29 protein-coding genes are annotated in these 25,807 nt (G+C 59.9%); 17 read left to right on the top strand and 12 right to left on the bottom strand.

Features of this window, described 5'->3' with window-relative positions:
- Positions 1–70: 70 nt before the first annotated feature.
- The 4 genes from AC1RO5_RS20385 to AC1RO5_RS20370 all read right to left on the bottom strand — a co-directional run bounded on the left by AC1RO5_RS20385 (position 71) and on the right by AC1RO5_RS20370 (position 3,555).
- A complete protein-coding gene (locus AC1RO5_RS20385) occupies positions 71–262 on the bottom strand; it encodes a PLDc N-terminal domain-containing protein (RefSeq protein WP_007940802.1) in 192 nt (63 codons plus the stop codon).
- Positions 263–345: 83 nt separating this feature from the next.
- On the bottom strand, positions 346–876 hold the full coding sequence (locus tag AC1RO5_RS20380) for a hypothetical protein (protein ID WP_493177241.1): 531 nt from the start codon (positions 874–876) through the stop codon (positions 346–348).
- Between the two features lie 225 nt (positions 877–1,101).
- Positions 1,102–1,620, bottom strand: a complete 519-nt coding sequence (locus tag AC1RO5_RS20375; RefSeq protein ID WP_019648228.1) for an ankyrin repeat domain-containing protein — start codon at positions 1,618–1,620, stop codon at positions 1,102–1,104.
- Between the two features lie 96 nt (positions 1,621–1,716).
- Positions 1,717–3,555 carry a long-chain-acyl-CoA synthetase gene (locus AC1RO5_RS20370; RefSeq protein ID WP_493177240.1) on the bottom strand — a complete coding sequence of 613 codons (1,839 nt, stop codon included), beginning with the start codon at positions 3,553–3,555 and terminating at the stop codon, positions 1,717–1,719.
- 343 nt (positions 3,556–3,898) lie between these two features.
- Here AC1RO5_RS20370 and AC1RO5_RS20365 point away from each other — a divergent pair, with 343 nt between their 5' ends.
- A complete protein-coding gene (locus AC1RO5_RS20365) occupies positions 3,899–4,177 on the top strand; it encodes a DUF3509 domain-containing protein (protein WP_493177238.1) in 279 nt (92 codons plus the stop codon).
- A gap of 119 nt (positions 4,178–4,296) precedes the next feature.
- Here AC1RO5_RS20365 and mtnC read toward each other — a convergent pair whose 3' ends face one another.
- From mtnC to aroC, 5 genes are read right to left on the bottom strand one after another with little or no spacing between them, the layout of a single operon-like run.
- A complete protein-coding gene (gene mtnC / locus AC1RO5_RS20360; protein ID WP_493177236.1) occupies positions 4,297–4,980 on the bottom strand; it encodes an acireductone synthase in 684 nt (227 codons plus the stop codon).
- Positions 4,981–4,984: 4 nt separating this feature from the next.
- Entirely contained in the window at positions 4,985–5,530 is a 546-nt protein-coding gene (locus AC1RO5_RS20355; RefSeq protein ID WP_205889614.1) for a 1,2-dihydroxy-3-keto-5-methylthiopentene dioxygenase, read from the bottom strand.
- Positions 5,531–5,550: 20 nt separating this feature from the next.
- Positions 5,551–6,177: a methylthioribulose 1-phosphate dehydratase gene (locus AC1RO5_RS20350; protein WP_413697472.1), complete on the bottom strand. Its 627-nt coding sequence runs from the start codon at positions 6,175–6,177 to the stop codon at positions 5,551–5,553.
- Positions 6,174–7,325, bottom strand: coding sequence for an MFS transporter (locus AC1RO5_RS20345; RefSeq protein WP_493177234.1), 1,152 nt, complete (start codon positions 7,323–7,325; stop codon positions 6,174–6,176). Before AC1RO5_RS20345 ends, AC1RO5_RS20350 begins: the two co-directional genes overlap by 4 nt.
- A gap of 28 nt (positions 7,326–7,353) precedes the next feature.
- Positions 7,354–8,445: a chorismate synthase gene (gene aroC, locus AC1RO5_RS20340; RefSeq protein WP_019648222.1), complete on the bottom strand. Its 1,092-nt coding sequence runs from the start codon at positions 8,443–8,445 to the stop codon at positions 7,354–7,356.
- 85 nt (positions 8,446–8,530) lie between these two features.
- On the opposite strand from aroC, the gene AC1RO5_RS20335 reads away from it, so the two are divergent.
- Complete coding sequence (locus AC1RO5_RS20335; protein WP_493177232.1) at positions 8,531–9,529, top strand: alpha/beta hydrolase; 999 nt, start codon at positions 8,531–8,533, stop codon at positions 9,527–9,529.
- 87 nt (positions 9,530–9,616) lie between these two features.
- The gene (locus AC1RO5_RS20330) at positions 9,617–10,408 is read left to right on the top strand and encodes a hypothetical protein (RefSeq protein ID WP_493177230.1); all 792 of its coding nucleotides are present in this window, start codon (positions 9,617–9,619) and stop codon (positions 10,406–10,408) included.
- A 135-nt stretch (positions 10,409–10,543) separates the two neighbouring features.
- On the opposite strand, the gene prmB is transcribed toward AC1RO5_RS20330, so the two are convergent.
- The gene (gene prmB, locus AC1RO5_RS20325; protein WP_493177228.1) at positions 10,544–11,452 is read right to left on the bottom strand and encodes a 50S ribosomal protein L3 N(5)-glutamine methyltransferase; all 909 of its coding nucleotides are present in this window, start codon (positions 11,450–11,452) and stop codon (positions 10,544–10,546) included.
- Positions 11,453–11,690: 238 nt separating this feature from the next.
- Here prmB and AC1RO5_RS20320 point away from each other — a divergent pair, with 238 nt between their 5' ends.
- The 5 genes from AC1RO5_RS20320 to AC1RO5_RS20300 all read left to right on the top strand — a co-directional run bounded on the left by AC1RO5_RS20320 (position 11,691) and on the right by AC1RO5_RS20300 (position 14,474).
- Positions 11,691–12,281, top strand: coding sequence for a cysteine hydrolase family protein (locus AC1RO5_RS20320; protein ID WP_493177227.1), 591 nt, complete (start codon positions 11,691–11,693; stop codon positions 12,279–12,281).
- A 131-nt stretch (positions 12,282–12,412) separates the two neighbouring features.
- Entirely contained in the window at positions 12,413–12,733 is a 321-nt protein-coding gene (locus tag AC1RO5_RS20315; protein WP_493177226.1) for a hypothetical protein, read from the top strand.
- Positions 12,734–12,820: 87 nt separating this feature from the next.
- On the top strand, positions 12,821–13,378 hold the full coding sequence (locus AC1RO5_RS20310) for a Smr/MutS family protein (protein ID WP_008005647.1): 558 nt from the start codon (positions 12,821–12,823) through the stop codon (positions 13,376–13,378).
- Between the two features lie 77 nt (positions 13,379–13,455).
- The gene (gene folE / locus AC1RO5_RS20305; protein WP_007940820.1) at positions 13,456–14,001 is read left to right on the top strand and encodes a GTP cyclohydrolase I FolE; all 546 of its coding nucleotides are present in this window, start codon (positions 13,456–13,458) and stop codon (positions 13,999–14,001) included.
- 101 nt (positions 14,002–14,102) lie between these two features.
- Positions 14,103–14,474 carry a glutathione S-transferase N-terminal domain-containing protein gene (locus AC1RO5_RS20300; protein ID WP_493177225.1) on the top strand — a complete coding sequence of 124 codons (372 nt, stop codon included), beginning with the start codon at positions 14,103–14,105 and terminating at the stop codon, positions 14,472–14,474.
- Positions 14,475–14,574: 100 nt separating this feature from the next.
- Here the strand turns inward: AC1RO5_RS20300 and AC1RO5_RS20295 are convergent, their stop codons facing one another.
- On the bottom strand, positions 14,575–15,741 hold the full coding sequence (locus AC1RO5_RS20295; RefSeq protein WP_493177224.1) for an aminotransferase-like domain-containing protein: 1,167 nt from the start codon (positions 15,739–15,741) through the stop codon (positions 14,575–14,577).
- An 82-nt stretch (positions 15,742–15,823) separates the two neighbouring features.
- Between AC1RO5_RS20295 and AC1RO5_RS20290 the strand changes: the two genes are divergently transcribed.
- From AC1RO5_RS20290 to AC1RO5_RS20280, 3 genes are all read left to right on the top strand, one after another.
- Positions 15,824–16,279, top strand: coding sequence for a MarR family winged helix-turn-helix transcriptional regulator (locus tag AC1RO5_RS20290; RefSeq protein ID WP_019648217.1), 456 nt, complete (start codon positions 15,824–15,826; stop codon positions 16,277–16,279).
- 361 nt (positions 16,280–16,640) lie between these two features.
- A complete protein-coding gene (locus AC1RO5_RS20285; RefSeq protein ID WP_019648216.1) occupies positions 16,641–17,990 on the top strand; it encodes an NCS2 family permease in 1,350 nt (449 codons plus the stop codon).
- 72 nt (positions 17,991–18,062) lie between these two features.
- A complete protein-coding gene (locus tag AC1RO5_RS20280) occupies positions 18,063–18,689 on the top strand; it encodes a LysE family translocator (RefSeq protein ID WP_493177222.1) in 627 nt (208 codons plus the stop codon).
- A 166-nt stretch (positions 18,690–18,855) separates the two neighbouring features.
- Here AC1RO5_RS20280 and uraH read toward each other — a convergent pair whose 3' ends face one another.
- Positions 18,856–19,209, bottom strand: a complete 354-nt coding sequence (gene uraH / locus AC1RO5_RS20275) for a hydroxyisourate hydrolase (protein ID WP_007940831.1) — start codon at positions 19,207–19,209, stop codon at positions 18,856–18,858.
- A gap of 435 nt (positions 19,210–19,644) precedes the next feature.
- Here uraH and puuE point away from each other — a divergent pair, with 435 nt between their 5' ends.
- The 6 genes from puuE (at position 19,645) to AC1RO5_RS20245 (ending at position 25,752) form a co-directional block, all read left to right on the top strand.
- Entirely contained in the window at positions 19,645–20,571 is a 927-nt protein-coding gene (gene puuE, locus AC1RO5_RS20270; protein ID WP_007940832.1) for an allantoinase PuuE, read from the top strand.
- The gene (uraD, locus tag AC1RO5_RS20265; RefSeq protein ID WP_493177220.1) at positions 20,568–21,083 is read left to right on the top strand and encodes a 2-oxo-4-hydroxy-4-carboxy-5-ureidoimidazoline decarboxylase; all 516 of its coding nucleotides are present in this window, start codon (positions 20,568–20,570) and stop codon (positions 21,081–21,083) included. Before puuE ends, uraD begins: the two co-directional genes overlap by 4 nt.
- 88 nt (positions 21,084–21,171) lie before the next feature.
- The gene (alc, locus tag AC1RO5_RS20260; protein WP_007940834.1) at positions 21,172–22,167 is read left to right on the top strand and encodes an allantoicase; all 996 of its coding nucleotides are present in this window, start codon (positions 21,172–21,174) and stop codon (positions 22,165–22,167) included.
- A 138-nt stretch (positions 22,168–22,305) separates the two neighbouring features.
- Positions 22,306–22,809, top strand: coding sequence for an ureidoglycolate lyase (locus tag AC1RO5_RS20255; protein WP_018925187.1), 504 nt, complete (start codon positions 22,306–22,308; stop codon positions 22,807–22,809).
- Between the two features lie 51 nt (positions 22,810–22,860).
- Complete coding sequence (locus AC1RO5_RS20250) at positions 22,861–24,162, top strand: urate hydroxylase PuuD (RefSeq protein ID WP_493177218.1); 1,302 nt, start codon at positions 22,861–22,863, stop codon at positions 24,160–24,162.
- Between the two features lie 231 nt (positions 24,163–24,393).
- Positions 24,394–25,752 (top strand): nucleobase:cation symporter-2 family protein, encoded by a 1,359-nt coding sequence (locus AC1RO5_RS20245; RefSeq protein WP_493177216.1) that lies wholly within the window; start codon positions 24,394–24,396, stop codon positions 25,750–25,752.
- Positions 25,753–25,807: the final 55 nt, after the last annotated feature.

Here is a 25,807-nt window from a genome sequence, read left to right as displayed (position 1 = left end):
AGGCGCGCATTCTACGTCGCGGAACATGACAGGTCGAACCTTCTGATGCTCGCTCCTGCGATGAAGATCGTCAGATCCGCACATCACCTCTTGGCCCGGCGATGGCCCAGATGATCAGGCCCAGCACCGGCAACAGCAGGATCAACAGCACCCACAGGACTTTCATCCCGGTTTCGGCGCCACTTTTAAGCACGTTGATGATGGCCCAGATATCCAGGGCAAAGATAATCAGGCCGATCAGGGTGTTGAACGTGGAACCCATGGTGTCGCTCCAAAAAAATGGTAGGCACTCTTAGGATAGTCGGGCCTGGCGAGGGTTCCGTTTTATTACCGTTGCAGACCGTTTCAGACGTGGATGGCCACTTTCAGGGCTTCCAGGGAGAGCGCGGCGGCGATGCCGACTTCGGCGCACAGCTCCAGCACCCGTGGCACGTCGTTGCCATAGACCAGCACCACTTGCAGTTCATCGTCGAGCAACTGGCTGAAATTCATCAAGGTGTAGCCACCGTTTTCCTTGTTCAGGCTGCTCATCTGCACCTGAATGCGATTGAGCGCCGTGAGGGCTTCGGTTTTGGCCAGTTGCTTGGGCTTGATGTTGAAGTCGACGCCAGGGCCGAACGAGGAGACGATCTGCGCGAACAGGTCCATGTAGGTGTCGGCCTGGAACAGCACGGTTTCCGGCAGACTGCCGACGACAACCCACTCGCCCAGCGGGATCGGGAAGGTGTCGTCGTAGTTGATGTCTGGATTGGCCGCCAGAAAAGCCTCTGGATCGGCGTAGGCCTGAGCCGCTTCGTCAGCGATTTTCAGGATTTCATCCTCGCCCATGCACCCGGAGCTGATTTTGCTGATGAGTTCGACGAGTGCGGCTTTCATGAGGTGGATCCTGTAGCGAGGGAATTTTGAGGGCGCGAAGGATACCGCATTCAGGAGCGGGCACGAACCTGTGGCGAGGGAGCTTGCTCCCGTTGGGCTGCGAAGCAGCCCCAAAATCAGCCATCGCGGTCATTCAGATAGACCGCATTCGCCGGGTTTACGACTGCTTCGCAGCCGAGCGGGAGCAAGCTCCCTCGCCACAAAAGCCCCGCGACACTACAGAGGTCAGGCCAGGAGTTTTTGCAGCTGAGCGGTGGTATCCGCCGCACCCATGGTCTTGGCCGCGTCCAGCGCAGACACCCCATTGGCGTCCTTGGCTTTCGGGTCGGCGCCTTTGCTGATCAGGTAGTCGATGATTTCGACACGGTTGAACATCGCCGCCATCATCAGCGCAGTGCGGCCGTCAAAGGACGAACCTTCCACTTCAGCGCCCCCCTCAACCAACGCCTTGACCACTGCCAGATCACCCTTGAATGCCGCGCCGGCAATCGGGCTCTGGCCGTTGTCGTTGCGAATCTCGGGATCGGCCTTGTGTTCGAGCAGGACTTTTACAGTGTCGACATGGCCGTGGTACGCGGCGAGCATCAGTAAAGTGTCGCCCTTGTGGTTGCGCAGGTTCGGCGGCAGCCCCTTAGTCAGCAGCGCAGCCATCATGGCCGCATCGCCCTCGCGCGCTTTGTTGAACACCTGTTCGGCAAATTCAGCTGCCTCTTCGGGGGTCATCTGGCGGCTTTTGTCTGACATTGGGGACTCCACATTCGGTCAATCGGAAAGCTGATAGTTTCCCGAGCGTTCCGGAACCTGTCACTTGTTTTTTCTCATGGACGGTCATAGCCAGATTCAATAGCGATGCCTGCCGCCGCGAATATCTGCCAGCACCTGCTCGGTGACTTGCACGTAAGTCTCGGTGCCCGGCAGCCAGGCATAGATCGGATCACCGCCAGTTCTGTTCGGGTCGAACGCTTCGTCCTTGAGCCGGGTCTTCTGGTATTTGAAGGTCCCGGTGGTTTCCATTTTCACTTTCACCCGCAGGAACAGTGGCACCGCGTAGGCCGGCATTTGCTGCCTGGCGAACGCCAGCAACTCACTGAAATCCAGGGTCGCCAGGGATTCGGCCGGAGTAATGGCCGCCATCCCCGCCCGCCCGTTGGTGTTGGGGATTTCCACGCCATAGGCCACGGCTTCGGCGATGTGCGGGTGTTTCAACAGGATGTTTTCGACCTCGGTGGTGGAGACGTTTTCGCCCTTCCAGCGATAGGTGTCGCCCAGGCGATCGACAAACTGCGCGTGACCGAAACCGATGTTGCGCAGCAGGTCACCAGTATTGAAGTAACGGTCGCCCTTCACGAACACATCGTGGAGCACCACTTTTGCGGTCTTCTGCGGATCGGTGTAGCCGTCCAGCGGCGCCTTGTCGTCGATCCTCGCCAACAACAGCCCTTGCTCACCCTTGGCCACTTTGCGCATGAAACCCTTGGCATCCCGCGTGGGGGCACCGCTGTCGTGGTCGTACGCCACCAGCTCCCAGGACATCAGGGAAAAGCCAATGGTGTTGTTGAAGTTGAGGATGTTGGTGAAGCCGATATTGCCGTCGCTGGCGGCGTACAGCTCGCAGATATGGTCGACGGCAAACCGCGTCTTGAACTCGCTCCACGCGCCGGGGCGCAAACCATTGCCGATCATCTTCGTCACGCTGTGCCGACTGTCGTCGACGCTACGCGGTTGGTCCACCAGGTAGCGACACAACTCGCCGACGTAGCCGAGGGTGGTCGCCCGGTATTTGCGCACGTCGCTCCAGAACTGGCTGGCGCTGAACTTGCGGCGGATGGCAAACCCCGACGCCCCGCTGATCGCCGAACCCCAGCACACGCAGAGCCCGGTGGCGTGGTACAGCGGCAAGGTGCAATAGAGGACGTCCTGCGGCTGCATGTCCAGGGCAATCAGCCCGAAGCTGGCGGAGCTGCGCATCCAGCGGCCGTGCTTGAACACCCCGGCCTTGGGCAACCCGGTGGTGCCCGAGGTGTAGATATAGAAACAAGGGTCGTCGAAAAAAACCTGCCGGCTGCTGGCGGGATTGTCACTGGGCGCGTCGCAGCTGGCCGTCATCAGGTTAATGAAGCCATCGGGCGTTTTGCCCGGATCGCGGTCAGTGTCTTGATCGGCGACAAACCAGGTGCGCGCCGCATCGATGGCCACCCGCTCGCGGACCGCATTGAAGGCTGGAACCAGCTCTTCTCCGACCACGATCGCTACGGGCGCCACCAGGTTCAGGCTATGAGCCAGGGTGTCGCGGGTCTGGGAAGTATTCAGCAAGGCGCTGATCGCACCGACCTTGGCCACCGCCAATATTGTCACCAGCAGTTCCACACGGTTCTCGATAAACACCGCGACCACATCGCCCTTGCCGATGTCTTGGGCAATCAGGTGATGGGCGATGCGATTGGCCCACTGATTGACCTGTGCATAAGTGAGCGTCACGTCGCCCTGCAGCAATGCCGGGCCATCGGGATTGCGCAACGTCGCCTGCTCGAAGCTCCAGCCGAGACCACACGGTTGGGTCGGGTCCTTGACGTTGGCGACTTTCATGCCCTTCACCACGCGGGGGATGGCTTTGGCAATGGAAGGCAGCTTGCGGAGCATCATGCCCCAGGTAATCGTGTCGTGCAGCGTGTGGCTCATGGTTGCTCCCGTTCGATCTTCTTATTGTCGGGTGGCGTTGATTGAGGCCGAAAATACGTCAGGGCTTCTTGAGCTGTACACGCGGTTTTTGCAATGTTTTGTATCCACAGCCGAATACTTGGGAAGCCGGAACTCCGGCGTTGCAATTGGTTCCGTCCAATTGTCGCCGATCTCGCAAAATGCAGGATGCACGATGGCCATTCATGCAAATTGCACGAAACCCCAAAAACCCTAAAAACATAACTTATTGATTTATATGTATTTTTAAAAGATCTGGTGCTGGCACAATCACTGCAACCACCTCTCCATGTTGCCCTTCAAGCACAAAATGGAGCTGATAGACATGAGCCTGATCCAGGAAAAATTTTCGTCACTGTTCTCCAATTTCGAAGTAACCACCCAGTCCCGTCCGGATGGCGGCATTCTGCTGACCCTGCGCGGTCAGGAAGGCAAAGTCTTCAAACGTTCGATTTCCTACCAGCAATTGCATGCCGGCGATCAGCTGTCGTGGGTGATCAGCGCGATTCGCCGTGACATCGCCGAACAGGCCAGCGAACTGCCGCAGATTTCCATGCTGCAAAGCCAGCAACGGTTCGCGCTGCCGACCTATCACTCGGCGTAAACCGTCACGCAATCCCCTGTAGGAGCAGAGCTTGCTCGCGAAGGCGATGTGTCAGGCGACATTAATGTTGACTGACCTGCCGCCTTCGCGAGCAAGCTCTGCTCCTACAGGTTATGTGGTTACAGGGCAGACGGGTTGATCCGCGCAAAACTGTCCACCGTCACATGCCCTGCCAACTCCCCGCCTTCACGGGCCAGGCCACAGGTTGCCATGCCGGCCGTGCGCGCCGCGTCCAGTTCCTGGACGATGTCGGACAGAAACAGAATCTGCGAAGCCTCGACGCCAATCGCCTGGGTGATGCGCTGGTAGGACTGCGCTTCGCGCTTGGGCCCCGAAGTGGTGTCGAAATAGCCGCTGAACAGTGGCGACAAATCCCCCGCCTCCGAGCAACCGAAAATCAGTTTTTGCGCCTGAATCGAACCCGAGGAATAAACAAACAGTTGATAGCCTTCCTGATGCCAGCGTTTAAGCGCTTCAACGGCGTCCGGGTAAACATGGCCTTTCAACTGCCCGGCCTGATACCCCTGTTCCCAGACCATGCCTTGCAACGCCTTGAGCGGCGTGGCCTTGCGGTCTTCGGCGATCCAGCCCAGAAGGATGTCGATAACCCGCTCGACGTCGGCTTGCGGCTCATCGCTGTCACGACGAACAGCGGCGAGCTGTTCGGCGACGTCAGCGCGTTCGGCATTTTCGCGAACGAAGTCCGGCAGGTGTTTGGCCGCGTACGGAAACAACACGTCGAACACAAAACTCACCGCGCTGGTGGTGCCTTCGATGTCGGTGAGAATCGCTTTGATCGGCATCGGTTCAGTCCTCAAGGCGCGGGAAGTGGCTGGCGATGTCATCGCCGGTGAAATTGGCCACCCAGCCCTCGGGGTTGTTAAACAGGCGGATTGCGACGAAATGCGGGTTTTCGCCCATGTCGAACCAGTGCGGCGTACCGGCTGGCACCGAGATCAGGTCGTTTTTCTCGCAAAGCACGGCGTAGACGTAATCGCCGATGTGCAGGGTGAACAAGCCACGGCCGGCGACGAAAAATCGCACTTCGTCTTCGCCATGGCGGTGTTCATCGAGGAACTTGGCGCGCAACTCGGCTTTTTGCGGGTGATCGCTGTTCAGGCTGACCACGTCGACGGTGATGTAACCGCGCTCGGTCATCAGCTTGTCGATTTGCTCCTGATACGCGGCGATCACTTCTTCCTGGCTGGCGCCGGGCTGGATTTTCGCCGCGGCTTGCCAACGGTCGAAACGCACGCCCTGCTCGGCCAGGGTCGAGGCGATGTCTTCGAAGTGGGTCAGCACCTTGTTCGGAATGTCAGGGCTTGAGACGTGGTAAACGGACAGGCTGCTCATCAGGGCAACTCCTTAACGGTTCATGCATTACGGTTAAAGAGCGAGCGCGTCTTCAACTCGCACTCGAACAAAAATTCAAATGCCTCGATCTGCCGCAGCGCATCGCTCATGCGCGCGCCCCACGTGTAGAGGCCATGGCCGCGGATCAGGTAGCCGACACAATCAGGGTGGGCGTCGAGCCAAGGCTGCACCTTGGCGGCCAGCCGCGCAATGTCCTGGTCATTGTCGAAAATCGGCACACGAACGCGGGACTCGTGAGTCGAAACGCCGCTGAAGGCTTTTTGCAGTTCGTAGTCTTCGAACTCGATGAAGTCTTCCGGCGTCAGGCGCGACAGCACCGTGGCGTTCACCGAATGGGTGTGCAGCACCGCGCCGATCTCCGGGCGCCAGCTGTAGAGCTGAGTGTGCAGCAGGGTTTCGGCGGACGGCTTCTTGCCCGGTTCCAGGCTATTGCCCGACAAGTCGGTGGCCAGCACATCATCCGGACCCAGTTGGCCCTTGTGCTTGCCGGACACGGTCAGCAAGGCTTCGGTCGGCGACAGGCGGGTCGAATAATTGCTGCTGGTGGCCGGCGACCAGCCACGGCCATACAGAAAGCGCCCGGCGTCGATGATTTCCTGGGCGAGGTGTTCACGGCTAAGGCTCATGGCCTGTCCTCTTGCATACGTGTGGCAATGATAACGGCAGCGGCGAAGGCTGCGAGACTGGCAATACTAAAGGTCAATGTGGCGCCGAGGGCATTCCAGCTGTAGCCGGAATACAGCGCGCCCAATGCGCCGCCGGTGCCGGCCAGCGCGGCATACAACGCCTGGCCCTGCCCTTGCTGACGCGCGCCGAAACTACGTTGCACGAACTGGATGGCAGCCGCGTGAAAGCTGCCGAAGGTGGCGGCGTGCAGCACCTGGGCGAACAGCAACACCCAAAGAAACTCGGCAAACGAGCCGAGCAACAACCAGCGCAGGGCCGCCAGCAGGAAACTCGCCAGCAGCACCCGGCGCACCGAGAAGCGCGCGAGAATCTTGCTCATGAACAGAAACATCAAGACTTCGGCGACCACGCCGACCGCCCAGAGCATGCCGATCAGCCCGCGACTGTAACCGAGGCGCTCAAGGTGCAAGGTCAGAAAGGTGTAATACGGCCCGTGACTCATCTGCATCAGCGCCACGCACGCGTAAAACGCCAACACTCCGGGGCTGCGCAATTGCTGGAGGAATCCCTCCCCCGTCAACCGTTCACCCTGAACCGGTTGCGCGTTGGGCACCCACAAGCTGCTGACGACGATCCCGGCCATGATCAGTACCAGCGCCACCGGGTAAATATCGAGGCTCAGCCATTCGAACAATCGGCCCAGCGCGACCACGGTGATGATGAAACCGATAGAACCCCACAGGCGAATCTGACTGTAGCGCGACGTCTGCCCCTGCAAATGCGCCAGGGTGATGACTTCGAACTGCGGCAATACCGCGTGCCAGAAGAACGCGTGCAAGGCCATGACCATCGCCAGCCACGCGTAGCTTTTGCTGACGAAAATCAGTGAGAAGGTCAGCAAGGTGCAGGCGGCGCCGAAACGCACGATGGCCAGCCGTCGCCCGGTGTAGTCACCGAGCCAGCCCCAGATATTCGGCGCCACGCAACGCATCAGCATCGGGATTGCCACCAGTTCGCCAATGCGTGCGGCGCTGAAGCCCAGATGATCGAAGTACAGCGCCAGAAACGGCGCTGTCGAACCGAGCAAGGCGAAATAGAACAGGTAGAAACTGGAGAGCCGCCAGTACGGGAGCGCCGCCGCTGCCATCAGACTGCAGCGGCTATCAGATCAGCCATTAAAGCTGCCCCAACACCGGAGTGCTCACGCGCACATCGGCGTTCTGCCCGCGGTGACGCAGCAAGTGGTCCATCAGCACGATGGCCATCATCGCTTCGGCGATCGGCGTGGCGCGGATGCCGACGCACGGGTCGTGACGGCCCTTGGTGACGACCTCCACCGGGTTGCCATGGATGTCGATGGAACGACCCGGCGTGGTGATGCTCGATGTAGGCTTGAGCGCCAAGTGCGCAACGATCGGCTGACCGGACGAGATGCCACCGAGAATGCCGCCGGAGTTGTTGCTGAGGAAACCTTCCGGGGTCATTTCATCGCGGTGTTCAGTGCCACGCTGGGCGATGCTGGCAAAACCGGCGCCAATTTCCACGCCCTTGACCGCGTTGATGCTCATCAGCGCATGGGCCAGTTCGGCGTCGAGGCGGTCGAAGATCGGCTCGCCAAGGCCCGGCATCACGCCTTCGGCGACCACAGTGATCTTCGCGCCGACCGAATCCTGGTCGCGACGCAACTGGTCCATATAGGCTTCCAGCTCCGGCACTTTGTCCGGATCGGGGCTGAAGAAGGCGTTCTCTTCCACCGAATCCCAGGTCTTGAACGGGATTTCGATCGGGCCGAGCTGGCTCATGTAGCCACGAATGACGATGCCCTGGGTGGCCAAGTATTTCTTGGCAATCGCGCCGGCCGCCACGCGCATGGCGGTTTCCCGCGCCGAGCTGCGACCGCCACCGCGGTAATCGCGCTCACCGTATTTGTGGTGGTAGGTGTAGTCGGCGTGGGCCGGACGGAACAGATCCTTGATCGCCGAGTAGTCCTTGGACTTCTGGTCGGTGTTGCGGATCAACAGGCCGATGGCGCAACCGGTGGTGCGGCCTTCGAACACGCCGGAAAGGATTTCGACTTCGTCGGCTTCCTGGCGCTGGGTGGTGTGGCGGCTGGTGCCGGGCTTGCGCCGGTCCAGGTCGCGCTGCAGGTCCTCAAGGGAGATCTCCAGGCCCGGCGGGCAGCCATCGACAATGGCGACCAACGCCGGACCATGGCTTTCGCCCGCGGTGGTGACAGTGAACAGCTTGCCGTAGGTATTGCCGGACATGCAGGACGCTCCGTGAAATCGAACCTAAAATACGTAATGCGCGCCAGTATACGCAGGCTACCCGACTAGTTCATCCTCGAACCTTATGGGTGCCTGCGAGTCCAACCGGCACCTTGTTGATGATGGCGTGATGATGCTGCGAGTTCTAGCCTTGAGCCTTACCCTGTTTACCGGCTTTGTACAGGCCTCCGTCCTGCAACGCCCAATCACACTGGACACCGGCAGCGGCGAGCTTTTCGGCTCGCTGTTGCTGCCCAAGTCCGACACGCCAGTACCGGTTGTCCTGATCATTTCCGGCTCCGGGCCTACAGATCGTGACGGAAACAACCCCGACGGCGGGCGCAACGACAGCCTCAAACGGCTGGCCTGGGTGCTGGCCAAGCACAACATCGCCAGTGTGCGTTACGACAAACGCGGCGTGGCGGCGAGCCTTACGGCAACGCCCGATGAACGCAACCTGTCCGTGGAAGCCTATGTGGCCGATGCCGTGGCCTGGGGGCAGAAGCTCAAGGCCGATCCGCGTCTGGGCAAACTGATTTTGCTGGGCCACAGCGAAGGTGCGTTGATTGCCAGCCTGGCGGCGCCAAGCGTCGACGCTGCGGCGGTGATTTCCCTGTCCGGCAGCGCGCGGCCGATCGATCAAGTGCTGCGCCAGCAGTTGAGCAATCGCTTGCCGCCAGCCTTGATGCTGCGTAGCAATGAACTGCTCGACAGCCTCAAGGCCGGCCACACCGACGACAACGTACCGCCGCAGTTGCAGGTGATTTTCCGCCCCAGCGTGCAGCCGTACCTGATTTCGCTGTTCCGCCAGGACCCAGCGGCAGCCTTCGCCAAACTGAAGATGCCGGCACTGATCATTCAGGGCAGCAACGACATCCAGGTCGGCGTGGGTGACGCCAGGGCACTTAAAGCCGCCAAACCGGACGCCGAACTGGCACTGATCGAAGGCATGAACCACGTGATGCGCATCGTGCCCAACGACGTGAAGCGGCAATTGGCCTCCTATAAAGATCCGCAATTGCCGCTGGCGGCGGAACTTGGCGCGCGAATCCTCGGGTTTATTGACGAACTTCGCTCCAGTTAAGCTCCAGTCCTGAAAAAAACGGCCGATAAGCCTTTGTCGCCAGCGCTATGACTGGCGGCAACAGAGCTTGGACAGGATCTCGCCGTTATGACTGATACCCAGACTTCACCCGACACCACCGCTGAAAAAGACGCACCGCCAGCGGTCGAGCTGCCGTGGGCGGACGTCCACGTCGAGCACCACAAAATGCTCCGCCTGGCGCCGCTGCAAACCGACCGTAACACCGGCGGGCGGCCGCTGCGCTTTGTCGAATTCGGTTACGCCGAACGCAACAGCAAGGAGCACAGCCTGCTGCGCATGGCCATCAAGCTGCCAGGCCAACGGGTACGCAAAGAACAGAATCATTTGGATGTGTGGGTCGATCACACCGCCAAACGCGTGCATTTCGCTCCGGAAAGCGGCTTGCAGATCGAGCCGATGAACCGTGGCATCGGGCGCTATATGGCATCTCAGGGTGTCACGTGGGCAAAGAAACGATGGCCCGCCTACACCGTCGACGGCACTGACTTGAACAACAAGGATGCGTTGAACGAAGACACGCGCCTGCGCCGCGACCACTTTCTGCGGGTGCACGGTTTTGACGTGGTCTACGCCGATGCCCAGCATTTGAAGGGCAGCGTCAAAGAGGTGCAGATCGGTGATTTGCTGGGCGACTGGAACAGCGAAAAGCTGCAACAGGTAGAAATCCTCGAAGCCGCGCAGATGCTCCAGCAAGCGGAGCAGAACCTGGCGGAACAGGAAGTCAAACTGAAGAAACACGAAGAAAAGGTCAGCAAGTACAAGCGTGAAGACGCCGGGCTGCGTTTTACCATTACGTGTCTGGTGGCGTTTGCAGTGTTTCAGGCGGGGTTGTTGATCTGGATTGCCACGCATCGGTAACCGACATCAAACCCAATTGTGGCGAGGGAGCTTGTCGGATCGCCGCGCCGTCCCGCTGGGCTGCGAAGCAGCCCTAAAATCGCCGACCGCTTCGCGCTCGAACGGGAGCAAGCTCCCTCGCCACAAGAGTCGGGGTCAGACGCGGGAAGCGAACAACGCCTGATGATCGCGGCACTGCTCCGCTGTCAACATGAACACCCCATGCCCACCGCGCTCGAATTCCAGCCAGGCGAAGTCGACTTCCGGGTACAGCGACTCGACGTGAACCTGGCTGTTACCCACTTCGACGATCAGCAAACCCTTCTCGGTCAGATGATCCGCCGCTTCGGCGAGCATGCGGCGTACCAGGTTCAAACCGTCGTCGCCACAGGCCAGGCCCAGCTCGGGTTCGTGTTGATATTCGTCCGGCATGTCGGCGAAATCTTCCGCATCGACGTAAGGCGGGTTCGACACGATCAGGTCGAAACGTTGCCCCGGCAAACCATCGAAACCATCGCCCTGAACAGTGAATACGCGCTCGTCGACACCGTGGCGCTCGATGTTCTGGTTAGCCACTTCCAATGCTTCGAACGACAGGTCAGCCAAAACCACTTCGGCGTTCTGGAACTCATAGGCACAGGCAATACCGATGCAACCGGAACCGGTGCACAGGTCGAGAATGCGCGCAGGTTCGGCACCCAGCCACGGCTCGAAACGCTTTTCGATCAGCTCACCAATCGGCGAACGCGGGATCAGTACGCGTTCGTCGACAATGAACGACAAGCCACAGAACCAGGCCTCGCCCAGCAGGTAAGCGGTCGGAATGCGCTCTTCGATACGGCGCTTGAGCAAACTTTGCAGATGGGCCAGTTCGTCGTCTTCCAGACGGCAGTCCAGATAGCTGTCGGCGATTTCCCACGGCAAGTGCAGCGCACCCAATACCAGTTGGCGGGCTTCGTCCCAGGCGTTGTCGGTCCCATGGCCGAAAAACAGATCCTCCCCATGGAAGCGGCTGACGGCCCAACGGATATGGTCACGCAGGGTACGAAGTCGGGAAGTGGTCACGGGATAAACTCCAGAAAAAACGACTGGCGATTCTAACAGCCAAAAGGCGCCACGACGACGCAGGAAAAACACCGCATCAGATGTAGGACCCTTCTATTTTTTTAGCGGGCTATTGAACAGAACGAGTATCTTGACAAGGCTGCAAGCCAGCAACGGCGGTGCCTACGATGGTAGCGATTCACAGAAGCGCTCAGCCAGAGGACAATGTCGCAAAAGCCCCACCCGAAGGAGCCCCAGAATGTCCGTTCCAAAAACGATGTTTCAACTCAGCGGCCGTGGTTACGCAGCGGCCAATCTGGGTCATGCGACCCTTGTCATCATCGATGCCCAGAAAGAATACCTCAGTGGCCCGCTGGCCCTGAGCGGTATGGATGCTGCCGTCGCGAACATCAAACACCTGCTGGCCGCTGCCCGTGCAGCCGGTCGGCCGATCGTGCATGTGCGTCACCTCGGCACCGTCGGTGGGCTGTTCGATCCTCAGGGCGAACGCGGTGAGTTCATTCCGGGCCTGGAGCCACAGGGCGACGAAACTGTCATCGGCAAGTTGCTGCCAAGCGCGTTTCACGGCACCGAACTGTACGATCGCCTGCAACATTTGGGCTCGCTCGACCTGATCGTTTGCGGTTTCATGAGTCACTCCAGCGTCAGCACCACCGTGCGTGCCGCGAAGAACCTGGGCTTTCGCTGCACCTTGGTGGAAGACGCCTGCGCGACGCGGGATTTGCCTTGCAAGGGCGGGATCCTCAGCGCCGAACACGTTCAGCAGACCGAAATGGCGATCATGGCGGACAACTTCGCCACCCTCGCCCTGACCCACGATCTGATCTGATCGACCGTCGATGAGCGGCCCATACCGCCGCTCATCCGCAAAAGCCTCTCATTTGCCGTAATTGCCCTAGCCTCAGGAACATCCCGGTCAACTCCCGGTCGAAGGGCCGATACCCATTGAGGAAGGTCGGAATGAAGTTATCCGATGGTTTTGATGCACGCCGCTTGCGGCCCAAGGGCCAACGCAATTGGCGATTTCGCTTTGGCGCAGCGTTCGCGGCCCTGCTGGCGATGTGCGGTGTATTGCTGGCGATGGCCGGCGCGGCCAGCCTGCTGGGGCGGCCACCGGCGTTGGGCGAGTTGAATGCCAGCCCGCTGGGCTCGTCGATCATTCTGGTGGTGGGCGTGTTCGTGCTGTACCTCGGCGTGTTGCTATGGCGCCGCTGCCGTCGCCGTTCGCGCCAGTCTCGAGAGCTGAACCTGGCCCCACACCTGATGAAAAAACACGACTGAATCAAAGGCCCGGCGTTTTGACGGGCCTCAATTGTTATGGATAGCGCTCCGACTTGGGTAAACTGCCCCCCCTTCGCGGAGGCTGACATGCAAGACGACGATTTTTCCCTGTTCAAAAGCGCGATCCAAGGCGTCAAGCCGATCAAGCACGATCGCGCCGAAACCGGCAAACCCAAGGCCGATCGCGCGCAAATCGCCAAGCTGCGCCAGGCCGCCACCGTGCGCACCGATGCCACCACCGTTGACGGGCTGTCCGATCAGTTTGTGATTGATGTCGGCCCGGAAGACGAGCTGATGTGGGCGCGTGACGGTGTTCAGGAAAGCCAGATGCGCAAGCTCAAGATCGGACAGATTCCGTTTGAAGGCAGCCTCGATCTGCATGGCATGAACGTGGAAAAGGCCCGTGAAACCCTCTGGGCGTTTCTGGCCGAAGCAACCAAATTCGAAATCCGCTGCGTACGCGTCACCCACGGCAAAGCCGTGCGTCTGGACGGCAAGCGGCCGATGATCAAGAGTCACGTCAACACCTGGCTGCGTCAGCATCCTCAAGTACTCGGCTTCACCTCGTGCCAGCCGAAACATGGCGGCGCCGGAGCGGTTTACGTGATGCTCAAACGCACCATGATGGAAGGTCGTGACGAGTAAAGCTGTCGCTTCACGCTTGCAGCGCCGTGTTTGCCACCGTACCCTTGCCCTTTGCGTAAAATCCCACAGGTAGTTTCATGTCCCTGGAACAGAATTACACCGAGATTCTCGGCCAATTGGGCGAGGATGCCTCCCGCGAGGGCCTGCTCGACACGCCAAAACGTGCCGCCAAAGCCATGCAGTACCTCTGCCGCGGTTATGAACAGACGCTGGAAGAGGTCACCAACGGTGCCTTGTTCAGCTCCGACAACAGCGAGATGGTGCTGGTCAAGGACATCGAGCTCTATTCGTTGTGCGAACATCACCTGCTGCCGTTCATCGGCAAGGCGCACGTTGCCTACATTCCGAGCGGCAAGGTACTGGGACTGTCGAAAGTCGCGCGGATCGTCGATATGTACGCCCGCCGCCTGCAGATCCAGGAAAACCTCAGCCGCCAGATCGCCGACGCGGTCCAGCAAGTCACCGGCGCCCTGGGCGTAGCGGTGGTGATCGAGGCCAAGCACATGTGCATGATGATGCGCGGTGTGGAGAAACAGAATTCGACGATGATCACCTCGGTGATGCTCGGTGAGTTCCGCGAAAACGCCGCCACCCGCAGCGAGTTTCTCAGCCTGATCAAATAATTCGCAGCACGAAGAAAACCGGCACTGATCGCCGGTTTTTTTTCGCCTGCGAAAAATCAGGTAAGCTGCGCGCCTTCTGTTTGCCCTGAGAGACTTATACCGTGTTCGTCAAAGCGCTTCGTGTCGGCCTCGGCCAACTGATCATCTTCATCGATTTCATCACCCGTCCAGGCAAGAAGCAGCGCCCCGCCGCCGCTCAGGCTCAGGTCGAAGCGGCCGCCAAGGACCTGACCCTGTATCAGTTCCACGCCTGCCCGTTCTGCGTGAAAACCCGCCGCACCCTGCGTCGCCTGAACGTTCCGGTGGCCTTGCGCGATGCCAAGAACAATGAACAGGATCGCCAGGCCCTGCTGGAGCAAGGCGGCAAGATCAAGGTGCCGTGCCTGCGCATCGAAGAGAATGGCCAGACCACCTGGATGTATGAGTCCAAGGTGATCATTGATTATCTGGATAAGCGGTTTGCTGCGCTCTGACGCTTCTGTGGCGCCGGTATAAACACCGCAAAACCCGAACAAAAATAAACCGGTCCAATGACCGGTTTATTCATTTCTACACCCTCCTCCACCAACAGCCTCAGGCCGCTTCTGCCGCCTGGGCCTGACGCACCACCGCCGCCAATCGCTTGAGCCCTTCGTCCAGCCTTGCCGGGTCAATGTGGCTGAAATTCAGCCGCAGATGGCCGGGATTGTTATCCGGCTCAGGGAAAAACGGTTCGCCCGGCATGAACGCCACATCTGCTGCCAGCGCCGCTTTGAGCAGCGTGCGGGTATCCAGCGGCTGCTTGAGCGTCAGCCAGAAAAACAACCCGCCCTGCGGCACGTTCCAATCCGCCAGATCGGAAAAGTGCCTTTCCAGTGCTGACTGAAACGCATCCCGACGAACCCGATAGAAGTCCCGCAACTCGCCCAGGTGCTGCTGGTATTTTTCAGTGCCGATCCATTGCAGCGCTTGCCACTGCCCGATGCGGTTGGTGTGCAGATCGGCCGATTGCTTGAGCCGCAGCAAATGCGGGAACAGGTCCGGACTGGCAATCAAGTAACCAACCCGCAGGCCCGGCAACAGGGTTTTCGACACGGTGCCGGTGTAGATCCAGCTGGCCTTGGTCAAGCGGCTGACAATCGGCGTGGCACTGCCGCCGTCGAAGGTCAGTTCGCGGTAGGGTTCGTCTTCGATCAGGGTCACGCCAAATTCATCGAGCAACGCTGCCACCGCGTCGCGCTTGGCTTCGCTGTAACGCACCGCCGACGGATTCTGAAACGTCGGGATCAGGTAGATGAACGCTGGCTTGTGTTGTTCCAGACGGCTGCGCAGTTGCGCCAGGTTCGGGCCATCGGCCTCCAGCGGGACGGTGATGCAGTCGGCGCCAAACAGCTGGAAAATCTGCAACGCCGCCAGGTAGGTCGGCGCCTCGAGCAGAATTTCGGTGCCTTTGTCGATGTGGAGCTTGGCCGCCAGATCGAGGGTTTGTTGCGAACCGCTGACCACCAGCACCTGACTCGCCTCGCACGGCACGCCCAACGCCCGGGCTTCGGCCGCCAGCGCTTCACGCAGTGCCGGCTCGCCTTCGCTCATCCCGTATTGGCCCATGGACAGCGGCATCTGCGCCCACTCGACTTTCGGCAGCATGGCTTCGGCCGGCAAACCGCCGGCGAACGACATCACTTCCGGGCGCTGGGCGGCGGCGAGGATTTCACGGATCAAAGAACTTTTAAGGCGCGAGACACGTTCGGAAAAAGCCATGGGGGTCACCGGTAGCGAGGCCTGAGGAAAATGAGTCAAACTGATTGACCGAAATTACGACAGACCGAGCGGATACGTCAACATGCTTGACCTTAAAAACCCCACCACCCAGCAACAAGCCATGGAAGCGTTCTTCTTCGGCTATCAGGCCTTCACCGCCAAGGCTGATGAAATGCTCGAGCGTCGCGGCTTGAGCCGGGTGCATCAGCGCATCGTGTTTTTCATCGCGCGTTATCCGAACCTGAGCGTCAAGGAGTTGCTGGCGTTGCTCGGCGTGACCAAGCAGGCGCTGAACATTCCGCTACGGCAGTTGGTGGAAATGCATTTGGTGAACAGCGTCGCGTCCCAGACCGACAAGCGTAAGCGGCTGCTGGAACTGACCGTGGAAGGCGCGCGATTCGAGCAGTCGTTGCGGCGCGAGCAGGTGAAATTGCTCGAGCGGGTGTTTGCCGAGGCTGGGGAGACGGCGGTGAATGGGTGGTTGGCGGTGAATCTGGCGTTGGGGGAAGTAACCAGAGTTGACCGGGACGACACCTGACTGTGGCGAGGGAGCTTGCTCCCGTTCGGCTGCGCAGCAGTCGCAAAGAACGATAACGCCGGTATGCCTGAAAAATTGCCACAGCCTGAGTCGGGCCGCTGCGCGCCCCAGCGGGAGCAAGCTCCCTCGCCACAAAAAGCTCGCTACACATCACATTTCATATCTATATACCCCGCCTGCCATTTTTTTCGTCTACAAAATCAAAAACATTATTTGCTTTATTTGTATACAAAAGCATAATTCGCTTCGTGCGAGTTCCTGACCATCAGGTCAACAAATTCGCAAGTACCTCAAAGGGTCGCTGCCACCCTCATGGGTCCGGCCCTGGAAATAACAATAAAACTCTTGAGGAGTACTCGCTGTGGAAAGCCGCAAATCCGAAGCCTCGACGCTGGAACTCTCGCCGCCGTTACGCAATGGCTGGCTGGAGCGCATCTTCAAACTCAGCTTGCACGGCACCACGGTGAAGACCGAGCTGATCGCCGGTCTGACAACCTTCATCACCATGGCCTACATCATCTTCGTCAACCCCAACATCATGGCCGACGCCGGGATCGATCACGGCGCCGCGTTCGTGGCCACCTGCATCGCCGCCGCGCTGGGTTGCCTGTTGATGGGCCTGTACGCCAACTGGCCGGTAGGCCTGGCGCCGGGCATGGGCCTGAATGCGTTTTTCACCTACACCGTGGTCGGCACCATGGGCTACAACTGGGAAACCGCTCTCGGCGCAGTGTTCGTGTCCGGTGTGTTGTTCATGTTCCTGACCTTTTCCCGGATTCGTGAATGGCTGCTCAATAGCATTCCGGTGAGCCTGCGCTTTGCAATGGGCGCGGGTGTGGGTCTGTTTCTGGGGCTGATCGGCCTGAAAACCGCGGGCATTGTCGTCGATAGCCCGGCCACCCTGATCAAACTCGGCTCCCTGCGCGAGCCTGGTCCACTGCTGGCAGCCATCTGCTTCCTGATGATTGCCGTGCTCAGCTACCACAAAGTGTTCGGCGCGATCCTCATCAGCATCATCACCGTGACCCTCGCCGGCTGGGGCCTGGGCCTGGTGCACTACGAGGGCATCATGTCTGCCCCGCCGAGCCTGGCACCGACCTGGATGGCCATGAACATCGCCGGCGTGTTCAACGTCAGCATGATCAGCGTGGTGCTGGCCTTCCTCTTCGTGCACATGTTCGACACGGCCGGCACCTTGATGGGCGTCGCCCAACGCGCCAACCTGGTGAACGCTGACGGCCGGATCGAAAACCTTTCCCGCGCCATGAAAGCCGACAGTGCCTCCAGTGTTTTCGGGGCGGTGGTGGGTGTTCCGCCGGTCACCAGTTATGTGGAAAGTGCCGCTGGCGTAGCCGCTGGTGGTCGGACTGGTCTTACCGCCGTGACCGTAGGTGTGCTATTTATTGCCGCAATGTTTTTCGCACCGCTGGCTGGCATGATCCCCGCTTATGCAACCGCCGGTGCGCTGATTTATGTAGCGATGCTGATGATGGGCGGTATGGCGCACATCGAATGGGACGAAGCGACCGACAGCATTCCGGCGATCGTCACCGCGATCATGATGCCACTGACCTTCTCGGTCGCCGATGGCATCGCGCTGGGCTTCATCACCTACGTGGCGTTGAAGGCTGGCACCGGCAAGTACAAGGAAATTTCGGTGAGCCTGTGGGTGCTCTGCGCGATCTTCATCGCCAAGTTCATCTTCTTGTAAGCGTCACGCGGTACGCGTTTCAAACCAGCCTCACCCCGTCGGGTGGGGCTTTTGTGCATAGGGAGGAAAGTGATGAATCTGGAAACCTGGCTGCTGTTCAGCGGCGCTGCGCTGGTGGTGATCCTGATACCGGGGCCACTGTCTCTGCTGATGATCAGCAACAGTTTGAATTACGGTTTGCGCCGTTCTTACCCGGCGTTTCTCGGGGGCGTGTTTGCTTCGATCTGCCTGCTCAGCGCTTCGGCGCTCGGCCTGGGTGCATTGCTGCTGGCGTCGGAACAGCTGTTCAGCGCCCTGAAAATCGTCGGCGCGTTGTACCTGTTCTACCTCGCCTGGCAGAGCTGGCAGCAATCACGCCAACCCTCCCAGGGCGCCGAAGTGCCCCAGGCTGCGCCGGTGCCGCGCTTTCGTGCACTGTTCGGGCGCGCGTTCATGCTTGGCGCCAGCAACCCGAAAGACATTTTGTTCTTTGCCGCGTTCCTGCCGCAGTTTTTGAGTGCCGAACAACCGTTCCTGCCGCAGTTGCTGGTGATGATTGCCACCTGGACCGTGCTGGATCTGCTGTGCAAGCTGGCTTATGGGCTGGGGGCTCATGGCGCGGCGCGGTATCTGCGCAGTGGCAAGGGGCAGAGCTGGTTTAACCGGGTGAGTGCCGGGTTGTTCAGCGGGGCTGGTGCGGCGTCGTTGTTGAGTCGTTGAGTAAAAGCAAGATCAAAGGATCGCAGCCTTCGGCAGCTCCTACGCGCCTGTGGGCGCCGCCGAAGGCTGCGATCTTTTGACTTTTCTACAAGCAAAAAAAAGCCCGCAGTGTGAGCGGGCAAAAGACCAAAGAAGCTATATGCGCAGGATTTTGGGGGGGAAAGTCCTAGCTTCCTCTATAGGTCGAATAGCTATACGGCGAAATCAGCAACGGCACGTGGTAGTGATCCTGTTCTGCAGAGATGCCGAACCGCAGCACCACTACGTCGAGGAACGCAGGCTCAGGCAGCTGAACGCCACGGGCGCGGTAGTAATCGCCCGCATGAAATTGCAGCTGATAGACCCCGGTACGGTAGTCATCGCCTTGCAGCAACGGCGCATCGACCCGGCCGTCGCTGTTGGTGAGCGCCGTGGCGACCAGTTCCAGCTGCGAGCCTTCGACGCGGTACAGCTCGACCTTGATCGAACTGCCCGGACAACCGTGTGCAGCGTCCAAAACGTGTGTAGTCAAACGTCCCATTGATTCTGCGCGCCTGCCTGCATGGAGCAGTCAGACCTCGCGCCTCCCGAAGTCAGTTGAAAAGGAGACCGCACCGTTCCGGAGCACGAAAAGTTGCGGCGAGCGACTGATTAAGACATTTTTCAAAAAAATTGTACACAATAAAAACGACATTTTTACCGCCACCAACGTCGTTCTTGGTTTGCCAGCGAATTTCTCGCCGAACCATGAGATCAGTGGACCTTCTATCCATTAGCTGACCAGTCAGGCAGGTTTCTTGCAGTACCCTCCAATGAGAGCAGTCAGTGAAAAATGCAAAAAATCAGGCTTACAAAGTGAATATAAAGTTGTATACAATCACTCCATCGCTGTGACGCCAGCCTGCCCTCTCATCGCCAGGCCGCCACACACACCCTGACTTTGAACAAGTCGACACGAACAAGAAGGAAGACTGCAGTGAGCGCTGACTACCCACGCGACCTGATCGGTTACGGCAGTAACCCTCCTCACCCACACTGGCCGGGCAATGCCCGCATCGCCCTGTCCTTCGTGCTCAACTACGAGGAAGGTGGCGAGCGCAATATCCTTCACGGCGATAAAGAGTCCGAAGCCTTCCTCTCGGAAATGGTCTCGGCGCAGCCGCTGCAAGGCGAGCGCAACATGAGCATGGAATCCCTTTACGAGTATGGCAGCCGTGCCGGCGTCTGGCGGATTCTGAAACTGTTCAAGGAATTCGACATCCCGCTGACCATCTTCGCCGTGGCCATGGCCGCCCAGCGTCACCCGGATGTGATCCGCGCGATGGTCGAGGCCGGCCACGAGATCTGCAGCCACGGCTATCGCTGGATCGACTACCAATACATGGACGAAGCGCAGGAACGCGAGCATATGCTCGAAGCGATCCGCATCCTCACCGAAATCACCGGCGAGCGCCCGCTGGGCTGGTACACCGGTCGCACCGGCCCGAACACCCGTCGGCTGGTGATGGAAGAAGGCGGTTTCCTCTACGACTGCGACACCTACGACGACGACCTGCCCTACTGGGAACCGAACAACCCGACCGGCAAGCCGCACTTGGTGATCCCGTACACCCTGGACACCAACGACATGCGCTTCACCCAGGTCCAGGGCTTCAACAAGGGCGACGACTTTTTCGAATACCTGAAAGATGCCTTCGACGTGCTGTATGCCGAAGGCGCCGAGGCACCGAAGATGTTGTCGATCGGCCTGCACTGCCGGCTGATCGGCCGCCCGGCGCGCCTGGCCTCGCTCAAGCGCTTTATCGAATACGCTAAAAGTCATGAACAGGTGTGGTTCAGCCGCCGCGTCGACATCGCTCGCCACTGGCAGCAAACCCATCCGTATCAAGGGGCTGCCAAATGAGCCACTTCCAGACACTGAAGCCATCGACCCTGAGCCGCGACGCGTTTGTCGAAGCCTTCGCCGACATCTACGAACACTCGCCATGGGTGGCCGAGAAGGCCTTCGACCTGGGCCAGGACGCTTCGATCGACCAGATCGAAACCCTGCACCAGCGCATGAGCGACATCCTGTTGAGTGCCGATCACGCAAGCCAACTGGCCCTGATCAACGCGCACCCGGACCTGGCCGGCAAAGCTGCCGTCCAGGGCCAGCTTACCGCAGCCAGCACTGAAGAACAGTCTGGCGCGGGTATTCACCAATGCACGGCCGAAGAGTTTTCTCGCTTCACCGAGCTGAACGACGCCTACAAAGCCAAGTTCAAGTTTCCCTTCATCATGGCGGTAAAAGGCAGCAACCGGCATCAGATCCTCGCGGCGTTCGAAACGCGCATTCACAACCCGGAAGATACCGAGTTCAAATGCGCGCTGGCGGAGATCAACAAGATCGCGTTGTTCCGATTACTGACCCTATAGCAAGCCTGGCCCGACGTTGACGAACGCAAAAAACGCTTCGGGCCCTGCAAGCATCCCAAGCCAACTTATTTAAAGGCAGACAAGAAGAATGAAAGCTTACGCCGTACCTTTCGAGAAGTTCGTCAACCTGGCCGACGCCCGTCTGGGCACCAAAATCATCTCGGTCACCGATGACTGGTTCGCAGACGCCAACCGTCTGTTCCAGCCAACCCCGGCCGTGTGGAAGGAGGGCGTGTTCGATGACAACGGCAAGTGGATGGACGGCTGGGAGTCGCGCCGCAAGCGTTTCGAAGGCTACGACAGCGCGGTGATCCGCCTGGGCGTACCGGGTTCGATCAAAGGCGTGGACATCGACACTTCATTCTTCACCGGCAACTACCCGCCATCGGCCTCCCTGGAAGCCTGCTTCCTGGCCTCGGGCGAGCCGGACGAAAACACCCAGTGGACTGAAGTGCTGTCGGCCGTCGAACTGCAGGGCAACAGCCACCACTACCACGAAATCAATAACGATCAGGCGTTCAGCCACCTGCGCTTCAACATCTATCCGGATGGTGGCGTGGCCCGTCTGCGCGTGTACGGCATTCCGTTCCGCGACTGGTCGGCCGTTGGTGACAACGAACAAGTCGACCTGGCTGCCGCCCTGAACGGCGGTCGCGCCCTCGCCTGCTCCGACGAACACTTCGGCCGCATGAGCAACATCCTCAACCCGGGCCGTGGCATCAACATGGGCGATGGCTGGGAAACCGCACGTCGTCGTACCCCGGGCAATGACTGGGTGATCGTCGCGCTGGGCCATGCGGGTGAAGTCGAGAAAGTCATCGTCGACACCCTGCACTTCAAGGGCAACTACCCGGACAGCTGCTCGATCCAGGGCGCGTTCGTGAAGGGCGGCACCGACAGCCAGATCGAAACCCAATCGCTGTTCTGGCGCGAACTGCTGCCAAGCCAGAAGCTGGAAATGCACGCCGAACACACCTTCGCCGAGCAGATCAAGGCGCTGGGCCCGATCACCCACATCCGCCTGAACGTGTTCCCGGATGGTGGCGTGAGCCGCCTGCGCGTATTGGGCAAGGTCGCTAAATGACACCCGATCGTTCCCACGCTCTGCGTGGGAATGCATACCGTGACGCTCCGCGTCACAGTGGACGCGGAGCGTCCATGGCGGCGTTCCCACGCAGAGCGTGGGAACGATCAACACAGAATTTTGGATAAGAAGACCAGCATGCGCACATTGACGATTGAACCGCTGACCAAAGAAGCCTTCGCCCCTTTCGGTGACGTGATCGAAACCGACGGCAGCGATCACTTCATGATCAATAACGGTTCGACCATGCGCTTCCACAAACTGGCGACGGTGGAAACCGCCACGCCAGAGGACAAGGCGATCATCAGCATCTTCCGCGCCGACGCGCAGGATATGCCGCTGACCGTGCGCATGCTGGAGCGCCATCCGCTGGGCAGTCAGGCGTTCATTCCGCTGCTCGGCAACCCCTTTCTGATCGTGGTCGCGCCACTTGGCGATGCACCTGTATCAGGCTTGGTCCGCGCCTTCGTCACCAACGGCAGGCAGGGCATTAATTACCATCGCGGCGTCTGGCACCACCCGGTGCTGACGATCGAAAAGCGGGATGACTTCCTGGTGGTTGATCGCAGTGGCACAGGCAATAACTGCGATGAGCATTTTTTCCAAGAGGATGAGTGTTTGATCCTCGCCCCCCACCAATAAGAGAAGGTCCGATCACTCGACAACAAGGGTGACGGGCGAGAGGTAAAGACTGTGGAAGCACATCTGTTGGAATGGCTGAACCTAAGCGTGCGCTGGGTTCACATGATCACTGGCGTGGCCTGGATCGGCGCGTCGTTCTATTTCGTCTGGCTGGAAAACAACCTCAATCGGGTCAACCCGAAAAACGGGCTGGCGGGCGATTTGTGGGCGATCCATGGCGGCGGCATCTACCACCTGGAAAAATACAAACTGGCTCCACCGACCATGCCGGACAACCTGCACTGGTTCAAATGGGAAGCCTATTTCACCTGGCTGTCGGGGATCGCGCTGCTGTGCGTGGTGTTCTACTCCAACCCGACGCTGTACCTGCTGGCTCCGGGCAGCACCCTGAGCGGCCCTGAAGGCGTGGCCATCGGCCTCGGCTCGTTGTTCATCGGCTGGTTCATCTACTCCTTCCTCTGCGACTCGGCCCTGGGTAAACGCCCTGCCCTGCTAGGCGCAATCCTGTTCGTGCTGATCATCGGCGCCGCCTACGGCTTCAGCAAAGTGTTCAGCGGTCGTGGTGCGTACCTGCACGTCGGCGCGGTCATCGGCACCATCATGGTCGGCAACGTGTTCCGCATCATCATGCCGGCCCAGCGCGCCCTGGTGGCCGCGATCGCCGAGAACCGCACGCCCGACCCGGCGCTGCCGGCCAAAGGTTTGCTACGTTCGCGGCACAACAACTACTTCACCTTGCCGGTGCTGTTCATCATGATCAGCAACCACTTCCCGAGCACCTACGGCAGCCAGTACAACTGGCTGATCCTGGCCGGGATCGCGGTGCTGGCGGTGTTGGTGCGTCACTACTTCAACACCCGGCACGACAGCCACAAATTCGCCTGGACCCTGCCCGTTGCGGCGGTCGGCATGATTTGCCTGGCATACGTGACCGGCCCGGCGCCGATGTCCAGCGCGCCTGAAGTGGCCAAGGCACCCGGGACCATCGAGTACCAGCCGCTGCCGGAAACCGCCCTGGGCGGTGGTGCCAAACCTGAAGCGGCCAAACCTGATGCGCCTGCCGCTGCGCCGGCCCAAGCCTCGAATCAGGGCCCGACGTTCGACAAGGTTCACAGCGTCATTCAGGAACGTTGCGCGGTCTGTCACTCGGCCAAACCCACCAGCCCGCTGTTCAGTGCCGCACCGGCCGGCGTGATGTTCGATACGCCAGAACAGATCCACCAAAACGCCGCTCGCATTCAAGCTCAAGCGGTCACCAGCCAGATCATGCCACTGGGCAACATCACCCAGATGACCCAGCAGGAACGTGACCTGATCGGCGCGTGGATTGTTCAGGGGGCACCTACCAAGTAAGTAATAAGCCATTGTGGAGATAGGGTTTGTGTGGCGAGGGGGCTTGCCCCCGTTCGACCGCGAAGCGGTCGTAAAACCGGCGGATGCGGTCCTCTAGATAGAACGCGATTGTTGGGTTTGGGGGCTGCTTCGCAGCCCAACGGGGGCAAGCCCCCTCGCCACAGCAAGCTCCCTCGCCACAGGTCCCCCTGATACAAAAATCACAAGAATAAAAAAGATCCGAGGTGTTGCATGTCCGAGCTATCCGAAGCGCGCATCCCCGACGCACCCGCCATTCAACGTTTACCCCTTGTTCAACTGATTCTGGTCGGTCTGCAACACGTTCTGCTGATGTACGGCGGCGCCATTGCAGTGCCATTGATCATCGGGCAGGCCGCGGGCCTGAGCCGTGAAGAAATCGCCTTCCTGATCAACGCCGACCTGCTGGTGGCCGGCATCGCCACCATCGTTCAGTCGCTGGGCATCGGCCCGATGGGCATTCGCATGCCGGTGATGATGGGCGCCAGTTTCGCCGCGGTCGGCAGCATGGTGGCCATGGCCGGGATGCCTGGCATCGGCCTGCAAGGGATTTTCGGCGCGACCATCGCCGCCGGTTTCTTCGGAATGCTCATCGCGCCCTTCATGTCCAAAGTCGTGCGCTTCTTCCCGCCGCTGGTGACCGGCACCGTCATCACCTCGATCGGTTTGTCGCTGTTCCCCGTGGCCGTGAACTGGGCCGGTGGCGGTGCTGGCGCGGCTCAATTCGGTTCGCCTGTTTACCTGGCCGTTGCCGCACTGGTGCTGGCCACCATTCTGTTGGTCCATCGCTTCATGGCCGGATTCTGGGTCAACATTTCGGTGCTGATCGGCATGTGTCTGGGTTACGCGATTTGCGGCGTGATCGGCATGGTCGACCTCAGCGGCATGGACCAGGCGCCGTGGCTGCAGATCGTCACCCCGTTGCATTTCGGCATGCCGAAATTCGAGCTCGCACCGATTCTGTCCATGTGCCTGGTGGTGGTGATTATCTTCGTCGAGTCCACCGGGATGTTCCTGGCGCTGGGCAAAATCACCGGCCAGGACGTCACGCCGCGGATGCTGCGTCGCGGCTTGCTGTGTGATGCCGGTGCTTCTTTTTTCGCCGGCTTCTTCAACACCTTCACCCACTCCTCATTCGCCCAGAACATTGGCCTGGTGCAGATGACCGGCGTGCGCTGCCGCTCGGTGACCATCGTCGCCGGTGGCTTACTGATCGTGCTGAGTCTGCTGCCGAAAGCGGCGTTCCTGGTGGCCTCGATTCCTCCGGCGGTACTGGGCGGCGCGGCAATCGCGATGTTCGGCATGGTCGCCGCCACCGGGATCAAGATTCTTCAGGAAGCCGACATCGGTGACCGGCGCAACCAGTTGCTGGTGGCGGTGAGCATCGGCATGGGGCTGATCCCGGTGGTGCGTCCGGAATTCTTCGCCCACCTGCCGATGTGGATGAGCCCGATCACCCACAGCGGCATCGCCATGGCCACACTTAGCGCCCTGGCGTTGAACCTGTTGTTCAACATTCTCGGCGGTCACGAACGCGCAGCCGTCAACGACTGCCACGCCCACCCGCACTAATCGAACCTGTGAAGGCGCTCCCTGTGGCGAGGGGGCTTGCCCCCGTTCGGCTGCG

The sequence above is a fragment of the Pseudomonas sp. GW822-FHT02G04 genome (assembly GCF_058802085.1).
This window is presented reverse-complemented; position numbering and strand designations above follow the sequence as displayed.